Here is an 8,187-nt window from a genome sequence, read left to right on the forward strand (position 1 = left end):
TCCCCCCGAACAATTAACCTTTTTTCTTAAATTTGCTTTCGGCAATTATATCCGCAGCTTTAGCTGTAGTTATACCCTTTTCCTTTGCCATAGTAAATACTTCCCTTAATCTTTTTGGAATTATTTGAAGTTTTTGTTCTACAACCTCCATACTATATGGAATTCCCGATACTTCTATGGATACATTTATAACTCCACCGCCATTTATTACATAATCAGGTGCATATAAAATATCCTTTTCTGCTAACCTTTCTGCAAAACTTTCATCCTTTAGCTGATTGTTTGCCGCACCTGCTACAATTTTGCAATTTAATCGGTCTACAGTATTTTCATTTATTACCGCACCTAAGGCGCATGGTGAAAAAACATCGCATTTTACATCGTAAATTTCATCAGGATTTACCACTTTAGCATTAAATTCTCTTTCGGCTTCTCTTATTCTATCTTCATAAATATCAGTAACAATGAGTTCAGCACCAGCTTCATAAAGAAGTTTAGCAAGAGACATACCGACATGGCCAAGGCCTTGAATGGCTACTACCATCCCTTTAAGATCGGTTTGCCCAAAAACCCAATCTGTACAGGCTTTTATCCCCAAAAATACCCCTTTTGCTGTTATAGGTGAGGGGTCTCCGCTTTTGCCATCAAGCCCTGCCACATAAGATGTTTCCTGAGCTACATATTTCATATCTTCAGGGCTTGTTCCCACATCTTCAGCGGTAATGTATTTCCCTCCCAATGAATTTACGAACTTCCCAAAAGCCCTAAAAAGCTTTTCACTTTTTTCCTTCCTTGGATCCCCAATAATTACAGATTTTCCTCCACCCAAGGGCAATTCCATCATGGCATTCTTGTAGGTCATTCCTCTTGAAAGCCTTAAAGCATCGCGTATAGCATCTTCTTCTGTTGCATATTTCCACATGCGGCAGCCACCCAGTGCAGGGCCTAAATTGGTATTGTGAATAGCAATTATAGCTTTCAACCCTGCTTCTTTATCATTACAAAAAACCACCTCTTCATGTTCCATCTGATCTAATACTTTAAAAAGTTCCATTTTTAAAACCCCCTTAAAATTTTAAATTTTATTTGCCCAATAGAGCAGCAAGTGAAATAGAATAAGCCTTAGACTCATCGGTATCAGCCCTCGAAGTTAGCACCAATGGCACCTCTGCCCCTACAACTACACCTGCTACCTTTGCCTTTGCAAAATATACCAAAGATTTATACAAAATATTTCCGCTTACAAGTTCGGGTACCAATAATATATCCGCGTCTCCGCCTACCACAGAAGTTATTCCTTTATGTTCACATGCCTCTTTTGAAATAGCATTATCCAGAGCAAGAGGACCATCAACTAAAGCCTTCAGTTTTTCCCTTTCCGCCATTTTTGATATTACTGCAGCATCAATGGTAGAAGGAATAGAAGGATTAACATTTTCAACAGCTGAAAGCAAAGCCACCTTTGGCATTTCTATTCCTAAAATTTTTGTTACCTGTAAGGCATTCTTCATAATTTGGTATTTTTGCCCTAAGTCAGGATTAATGTTCATTGCAGCATCTGTAACGATAATTAATTTTGGGTAACTGGTTACCTCAAAAACTGCTACATGGCTTAAAAGCCTTCCTCCCGTTAATGCTTTATCACCTGAAAGAACCCCTTTTAAGAAATCTTTGGTTTGAATTAGGCCTTTCATTAAAACCTGTACCTTTTTCTCCTTTGCAAGCTCTACACCGGTCAAAGAGGCTTTTATAGGATCCTCCTCATCTATTATTTCTCCTTTAAAATCAAATTCGATTTCCTCTAATAAAGATTTAATTTTTTCAGTATTACCTATTAAAACAGCGTCAACAATCCCATCTTCGCAAGTGTTCTTGACTGCTTTAAGAACATCCTCATCTTCTGCCTTAATAACAGCCATCAATCTTTTGGAAGAATTTTTTGCTTTAATTCTTATTTCCTCAAGCTTGTTCAAAAAAATCACCTCCACCAGGTACATTATTTATGCAAACTTTGTACCGTATTCAAAAAAAATAAAAAGGCTCAAAAACTTGAGCCTTCTAAAGATAGTTTAAAAAAATAAATGCAATTACTTTCAATAATAATGCAAAATATTGCATGATATTTTTTGCATCTAAAGCCCATACTTTTTTATTTTATAAAATAGATTCCTAACGGATATCCCGAGCAATTTTGCTGCTTCATGTTTATTCCCGCCTGCTAATTTTAATGAATTTATTATAGCTTCTTTTTCCGTTTCCTCAAGTAAAGATTTTAAGGGTAAGTTTAAATTTTTATAAGGTAAAAACCTTATTTTTTCTTCAAAATATCCCCCTACAAACACAGGAAGATGCCTTTTTTCGATAATGGATTCACCTATTTTCATATTTATTATTGCACGGCTTATGACGTTTTCCAACTCCCTGATATTTCCCGGCCAATCGTAATCCATCAAAGAATTCAAAGCGCTTTTTTCAATAGATTCTACAGCTCTGCCGTATTCCTGATTGTATTTTTTTATAAAATGTTCGACAAGTAAGGGGATATCTTCCTTTCTTTCCCTTAGAGGAGGAATGTAAATAGGAAAAACATTAATCCTAAAATATAAATCCTTTCGAAATTTTCCTTCCTCAACAGCCTCCTCTAAATCTACATTTGTCGCAGCTATCACCCTTACATTTATAGGAATGGGTTTGCTTTCCCCTACCCTTAATATTTCCTTTTCATTTAAAACCCTTAAAAGCATTGCCTGATGATTCAATCCTATTTCACTTATTTCATCAAGAAAAATTGTTCCTCCATCAGCTTCTTCAAAAAGGCCTTTTTTACCACCCTTTTTTGCCCCTGTAAAAGCCCCTTCAGCATAGCCAAAAAGCTCGCTCCCCAATAAGCTGTCCGTCAATGCAGCGCAATTGACCCTGACAAATTGATTATGCCTTCTTTGGCTGCTGTTATGAATAGCATGGGCAAAAAGCTCCTTACCCGTACCGCTTTCTCCCCTTAAAAGTATTGTCGCATTCGTAAGTGCGACGCTTTTAGCTGCTTCCTTTGCTTCTTTTATAAGTGGGCTTTCGCCAATAATATCTTCAAAAGTGTATTTTGCTTCAAGGTGCCTTAATTTTCTTTTTGCAATATCTAATTCTTCTGTCAATCTTTTTATTTCTGAAACATCGTGAATAACGGCTACACTGCCTTTTAGCTGTTCGTTCACTATTATTGGTGCAGCATGAACAATTACTTCTTTTTTATTTGGCCCCACCTTCATAGGTACGCCTTTAATAGGCATTCTCGTTTTCAAAACCCTGTAATGCACGCTTTCTCCTTCCGCAATATCCACCGTTGCGGGTTTGCCTATAATGTCTTCCTTAGTAAGCCCAACTAAATTGGTATAAGCTTTGTTTATCAAAATACCCTTACCTTCAGCATCTACAACAGAAATGGCGTCTTGAGTTGAGTTTATAATAGCTTCTAACAAAGTTCGAATCTCTTTTAGGTTTGTTATTTCTTCAGCCAAATGCTTTACTTCGCTTATGTCTCTAAAAATCGCTACAGCACCTTGTAGATTTCCTTCTTCATCAAAAATGGGCAAACGGCTTGTTATTATTGTAGTATCTTTTAGTTCCTGAATTTGATTTAACTCAGGGGTTTTTGTCTTTAATACTACAGGAAGCCTCGTATTTGGTAAAACATCAATAATGTTTTTGCCTTCTGCCTCTTTTTTTTCTACACCTATTATTTTTGCCGCAGCATTATTCAGCATAATAACTTTTTCATTATTATCAATTACCAAAATGCCCTCATTAATAGCGTCAAAAATAGCCCTAAAAACGTCCAAAGAAACCATCTTATTACACCTTCTACCTAATAAATTATTAAAAATTCAGTAGATAAATATTTTTATGCTATAATTTTAAATAGAATTTATTTTAATCCCTAATAAAATCCCTCTCCCAACCTTAATTTTAGCTTTTTCTTTAATGAAAACATTACTAATTCCTCGAGATGTTCCAAATAACAGCGATTCACCTCTTAATGGATAATATAAACCTTCGGTGTATATTTCTTCTGCATCTCCCTTTAAAGGTATTAGTGAAAGTACTTCCCCTTTTTCTCCTTTTATTTCTTTTTCACCTCTTATAACAAATATTTCAAAATCTCTATCTGCTATCACTAAATCTATTCCTTTTTCTAAATACCTCACAAGCAAAAAAATATTGGCTAAGCTGTGGTCAGGTCTTGTTCCTACCCCTGCTAAAATAACCGCACTTTTAACGCCTAATTTTAAGGCATATTCCAAAGCAAGTTCGGTATCTGTAAAATCCTTTTCTTTTGGATAACAGATAATTTCAGTATTTAATTTTTTTACCCTTTCCATAACATCTTCAGAAATAGAGTCCATGTCTCCAATTAAATAATCAGGTTTTAATCCGGCATTCAACGCATGTAAAGCTCCGCTGTCTGCACAGATAATGATATCGTAAAAACCCTCGTATTTTTCTATAAAATCATAATCGGTTATATTTCCTCCAGCAAATATAAGAGCATTCATACTGTTTCCTCCCATTTCACATCTTATTTTAAATTTATCATATTTTTTATAAATTTATTAAGATTTAACCTTATAATGTTTATTATACTCTTTTAAAATTATAAAACCTTTATTTTGGCAATTTTTATTTATCAAAAAATTGTCCTTTAATAACTATGAAAGTAATTTCAGTTTCATGATATTATCTATAATAAAATTTACCAATTATGGTATAATTTATTTTGGAGGTGAACAAATTGCACAAATTCAATCCCAATATTTTTAGGCAATACGATATAAGAGGAATTGTAGGTGAAGAATTGACTGAAGAAGTGGCATATTTTCTCGGTAAAGCTTTCGGTAGTTTTTCTATAAGAAATGGTGAAAAGAGAGTAGTTGTAGGGTGCGACAATCGACTATCATCTCCTGTTTTAAAAAATGCTGTAATAGATGGATTATTATCTACGGGATGTGATGTAATTGACTTGGGCACGGTTGTTACTCCTGTATTTTATTTTTCAAGGGTTTATTACAAAATAAACCCCGGTATTATGGTAACTGCAAGCCATAATCCTCCCCAATTTAACGGTTTTAAAATAGCATTCGGGCATGCTACCCTTTACGGCGATGATATACAGTATATCAGAAAATTGATGGAAGAAGGAAATTTTGAAAAGGGAAACGGTGCTCTAAGTTTTATTGATCCCACAGAAGACTATATTAACGAAATAACCGACAGAATTAAACTTTCAAGGCCGCTGAAGGTCGCCATCGACTGCGGAAACGGTACTGCTTCTTTTATCGCAGAAAAACTCTTTACACGACTCGGTGCCCAGGTATATCCTTTATACTGCGACTCTAATCCGCACTTCCCAAATCATTTTCCTGATCCCGTTAAACCAGAAAATATGAAGGATTTAAGGCAACTGGTATTAAAAGGCAATTTAGATCTCGGGATAGGTTTTGACGGTGATGGAGATAGAATCGGTGTAGTAGATGATAAGGGGCAAATAATTTGGGGAGATATGTTGATGATACTTTTTTGGAGGGAAATCCTGCCAAAACATCCCAATGCCACCGCAATTGTAGAAGTAAAATGCTCGCAAGCCCTTGTGGATGAAATAAAAAAATTGGGCGGTAATCCAATATTTTATAAAACAGGGCATTCCCTTATTAAAGCAAAGATGAAAGAAATAGGGGCAGTTTTTACCGGCGAAATGTCCGGACATATGTTTTTCGCCGATGAATATTACGGTTTTGACGATGCTTTATATGCTGCAGCAAGGTTGTTAAGGATCCTCTCAAATACTGACAAAAAACTTTCCGAGCTATTAAGCGACGTCCCGAAATATTACTCAACCCCGGAAATAAGGGTACACTGTTCAGACCAAGAAAAATTCAACAAAGTTGAAGAAGTAAAAAATTATTTCAAAGAAAAATACGAAATAATAGATATCGACGGCGCACGGGTTATTTTCCCCGACGGATGGGGACTGGTAAGAGCATCAAATACGGGACCGGAAATTATAGTAAGGTGTGAATCCAAAACCCAGGAAGGCTTAGAAAAAATAAAGGAAGAAATAAAAAGGGCACTTTTCCCCTTAAAGGTTTTTTAAACATTTTAAATGCCGCTTTTAAAGCGGCATTTATTTTGTAATATTAATACCTGAAATTCAGGTAATTCCATGTAAGGGGGTCTGGTATGGGAAGCTGTATGTAAAAGTAGTTATTTGCCAACTTCATTATTTTATCAGTCGCGGGTCCATTAGTGAAATCCAAGATATTCCCGTCAAACCTAAAATAGTACATAAATTGCCCACTCCTAATTTATTTCATTAATAGAGTGGGCATTTAATATTCATTTTATGCGATTTTCTTCGAGGTAGTTTAAATTTAAGGGGATTAATTTTCTATATTCAAATTTATATCCTCAATTTCTCTTCCAAATAATCCTTTACTCTGCTGATTTCTATTCTGTCCTGAAGCATTGTATCCCTATCTCTTACTGTAACTTTATTGTCGTTTAAACTCTCATAATCTACAGTGATGCAGTAAGGTGTGCCAATTTCATCCTGCCTTCTATACCTTTTGCCGATGCTCCCTGAATTGTCATACTCTACCGTATAATACTTCTTTAAGTCACGGTAAATCCTTCTTGCCAATTCTTCCAAGGGTTCCTTCTTTAAGAGTGGTAATACAGCACATTTCACAGGTGCCATTACCGGATGAAGCCCTAATACAACCCTTGTCTCTCCTTCAACAATTTCTTCCCGATAGGCATCACAAAGGATAGCAAGCATTGCCCTGTCTACACCCAAGGAAGGTTCTATAACATACGGAACAATGTGTTTTTGTTCTTCCTGGTCAAAATATGTTAGAGATTTACCCGAATACTCAATATGTCTTGATAAGTCAAAATCTGTTCTATTAGCTACTCCCCAGAGCTCTCCCCAACCAAAGGGGAAATTGTATTCCAAGTCGGTGGTTGCTTTAGAATAATGGGATAATTCTTCAGGTGAGTGGTCCCGAAGTCTCAAATTTTCTTTTTTAACACCTATGGATGTAAAAAACTCTATAGTAAAATTTCTCCAGTAGTCAAACCATTCCATGTCTTCTCCGGGCTTTACAAAAAATTCTAATTCCATTTGTTCAAATTCCCTTGTCCTAAATATGAAATTACCCGGGGTAATCTCATTTCTAAAAGCCTTGCCGATTTGAGCAATACCGAAAGGAAGTTTTACCCTGCACGTATCTACAACATTCTTAAAATTTACAAATATTCCCTGAGCTGTTTCGGGCCTTAAATATACAATAGAACTTGAATCTTCAGTAACACCCTGATGGGTTTTAAACATCAGGTTAAATACCCTTGCATCAGTCCAATCGACAGCACCGCAAACAGGACATTTTATCTTGTTTTCATGCACAATTTCCGATAATTCCTTTACACTTTTTCCTTCTACATGAAGTCCTAAGGTCTCTTCTATTAGATGATCAGCTCTAAAACGAGATTTACAATTTTTACAGTCAATAAGAGCATCGTTGAACCCCGCAACATGCCCTGATGCTTCCCATACCTTCGGGTGCATAAGAATAGCACTGTCAAGACCAACCACATCGTCCCTCTCATGCACTACCTTTTTCCACCAATACCTTTTAATGTTTTGCTTAAGCTCTACTCCGTAAGGTCCGTAATCCCAGGTATTTGCAAGCCCTCCGTAAATTTCCGAGCCCTGATAAACAAACCCCCTCCTCTTGCATAAAGATACAATTTTATTCATTAGTTTTTCTCCTGTTTCAGCCATATTAAACCCCTTTCTACAAAGATTTTTTTAATAAAAATTAAAACCCCAAGACCTGTAGAAGGCCTAGGGGTCCTTTTCGGACGGTTCCACCCTAGTTGCAGGAATATCTCCTGCCACTTTTAAGAGTAGAGATGTTATAAAAATAATAGTCAATGCATCTTCGGCTGCCACATGCCTTTTGTGCCGCGAAGCTTCCACCATCCTTCGCTCGCTTTAGGCAGGGAAAAGGCACTTTACCGAAGAAAGTAAAGTTTAGTATATTATAGCACGAAGTCTTAAACTTCGCAATCTTTAGCTAATAATTGATCGCGTCAAGTATTTTTAGGTTTTTTTAAAACTCACCATCTCACCACAAG

The 8,187-nt window shown here is 36.1% G+C and carries 8 protein-coding genes; 1 reads left to right on the plus strand and 7 read right to left on the minus strand.

Annotation, left to right across the window (positions count from 1 at the left end):
- Positions 1–13 precede the first annotated feature (13 nt).
- From ACPLVF_RS08775 to ACPLVF_RS08790, 4 genes are all read right to left on the minus strand, one after another.
- A complete protein-coding gene (locus ACPLVF_RS08775; protein ID WP_424907454.1) occupies positions 14–1,054 on the minus strand; it encodes a Glu/Leu/Phe/Val family dehydrogenase in 1,041 nt (346 codons plus the stop codon).
- Positions 1,055–1,082: 28 nt separating this feature from the next.
- Positions 1,083–1,982, minus strand: a complete 900-nt coding sequence (locus tag ACPLVF_RS08780; RefSeq protein WP_424907455.1) for a bifunctional enoyl-CoA hydratase/phosphate acetyltransferase — start codon at positions 1,980–1,982, stop codon at positions 1,083–1,085.
- A 150-nt stretch (positions 1,983–2,132) separates the two neighbouring features.
- Positions 2,133–3,842, minus strand: a complete 1,710-nt coding sequence (locus tag ACPLVF_RS08785; RefSeq protein ID WP_424907456.1) for a sigma 54-interacting transcriptional regulator — start codon at positions 3,840–3,842, stop codon at positions 2,133–2,135.
- Between the two features lie 66 nt (positions 3,843–3,908).
- The gene (locus ACPLVF_RS08790; RefSeq protein WP_424907457.1) at positions 3,909–4,547 is read right to left on the minus strand and encodes a thiamine diphosphokinase; all 639 of its coding nucleotides are present in this window, start codon (positions 4,545–4,547) and stop codon (positions 3,909–3,911) included.
- A 236-nt stretch (positions 4,548–4,783) separates the two neighbouring features.
- Between ACPLVF_RS08790 and ACPLVF_RS08795 the strand changes: the two genes are divergently transcribed.
- The gene (locus ACPLVF_RS08795) at positions 4,784–6,142 is read left to right on the plus strand and encodes a phosphomannomutase/phosphoglucomutase (protein ID WP_424907458.1); all 1,359 of its coding nucleotides are present in this window, start codon (positions 4,784–4,786) and stop codon (positions 6,140–6,142) included.
- A gap of 43 nt (positions 6,143–6,185) precedes the next feature.
- On the opposite strand, the gene ACPLVF_RS08800 is transcribed toward ACPLVF_RS08795, so the two are convergent.
- The 3 genes from ACPLVF_RS08800 to ACPLVF_RS08810 form a co-directional block, all read right to left on the minus strand.
- Positions 6,186–6,335, minus strand: coding sequence for a hypothetical protein (locus ACPLVF_RS08800; RefSeq protein ID WP_424907459.1), 150 nt, complete (start codon positions 6,333–6,335; stop codon positions 6,186–6,188).
- 113 nt (positions 6,336–6,448) lie between these two features.
- The gene (locus ACPLVF_RS08805; protein ID WP_424907460.1) at positions 6,449–7,831 is read right to left on the minus strand and encodes a glycine--tRNA ligase; all 1,383 of its coding nucleotides are present in this window, start codon (positions 7,829–7,831) and stop codon (positions 6,449–6,451) included.
- A gap of 63 nt (positions 7,832–7,894) precedes the next feature.
- Positions 7,895–8,032 carry a hypothetical protein gene (locus ACPLVF_RS08810; RefSeq protein WP_424907461.1) on the minus strand — a complete coding sequence of 46 codons (138 nt, stop codon included), beginning with the start codon at positions 8,030–8,032 and terminating at the stop codon, positions 7,895–7,897.
- Positions 8,033–8,187 lie beyond the last annotated feature (155 nt).

The sequence above is a fragment of the Thermovenabulum sp. genome (assembly GCF_049701175.1).
Lineage (GTDB): Bacteria > Bacillota > Thermosediminibacteria > Thermosediminibacterales > Thermosediminibacteraceae > Thermovenabulum.

What these genes read in the sequence shown, in the direction of transcription:
- ACPLVF_RS08775 (WP_424907454.1), bottom strand. Translation starts at nt 1,054, where the DNA reads ATGGAACTTTTTAAAGTATTAGATCAGATGGAACATGAAGAGGTGGTT.
- ACPLVF_RS08785 (WP_424907456.1), bottom strand. Translation starts at nt 3,842, where the DNA reads ATGGTTTCTTTGGACGTTTTTAGGGCTATTTTTGACGCTATTAATGAG.
- ACPLVF_RS08790 (WP_424907457.1), bottom strand. Translation starts at nt 4,547, where the DNA reads ATGAATGCTCTTATATTTGCTGGAGGAAATATAACCGATTATGATTTT.
- ACPLVF_RS08800 (WP_424907459.1), bottom strand. Translation starts at nt 6,335, where the DNA reads ATGTACTATTTTAGGTTTGACGGGAATATCTTGGATTTCACTAATGGA.
- ACPLVF_RS08805 (WP_424907460.1), bottom strand. Translation starts at nt 7,831, where the DNA reads ATGGCTGAAACAGGAGAAAAACTAATGAATAAAATTGTATCTTTATGC.
- ACPLVF_RS08810 (WP_424907461.1), bottom strand. Translation starts at nt 8,032, where the DNA reads ATGGTGGAAGCTTCGCGGCACAAAAGGCATGTGGCAGCCGAAGATGCA.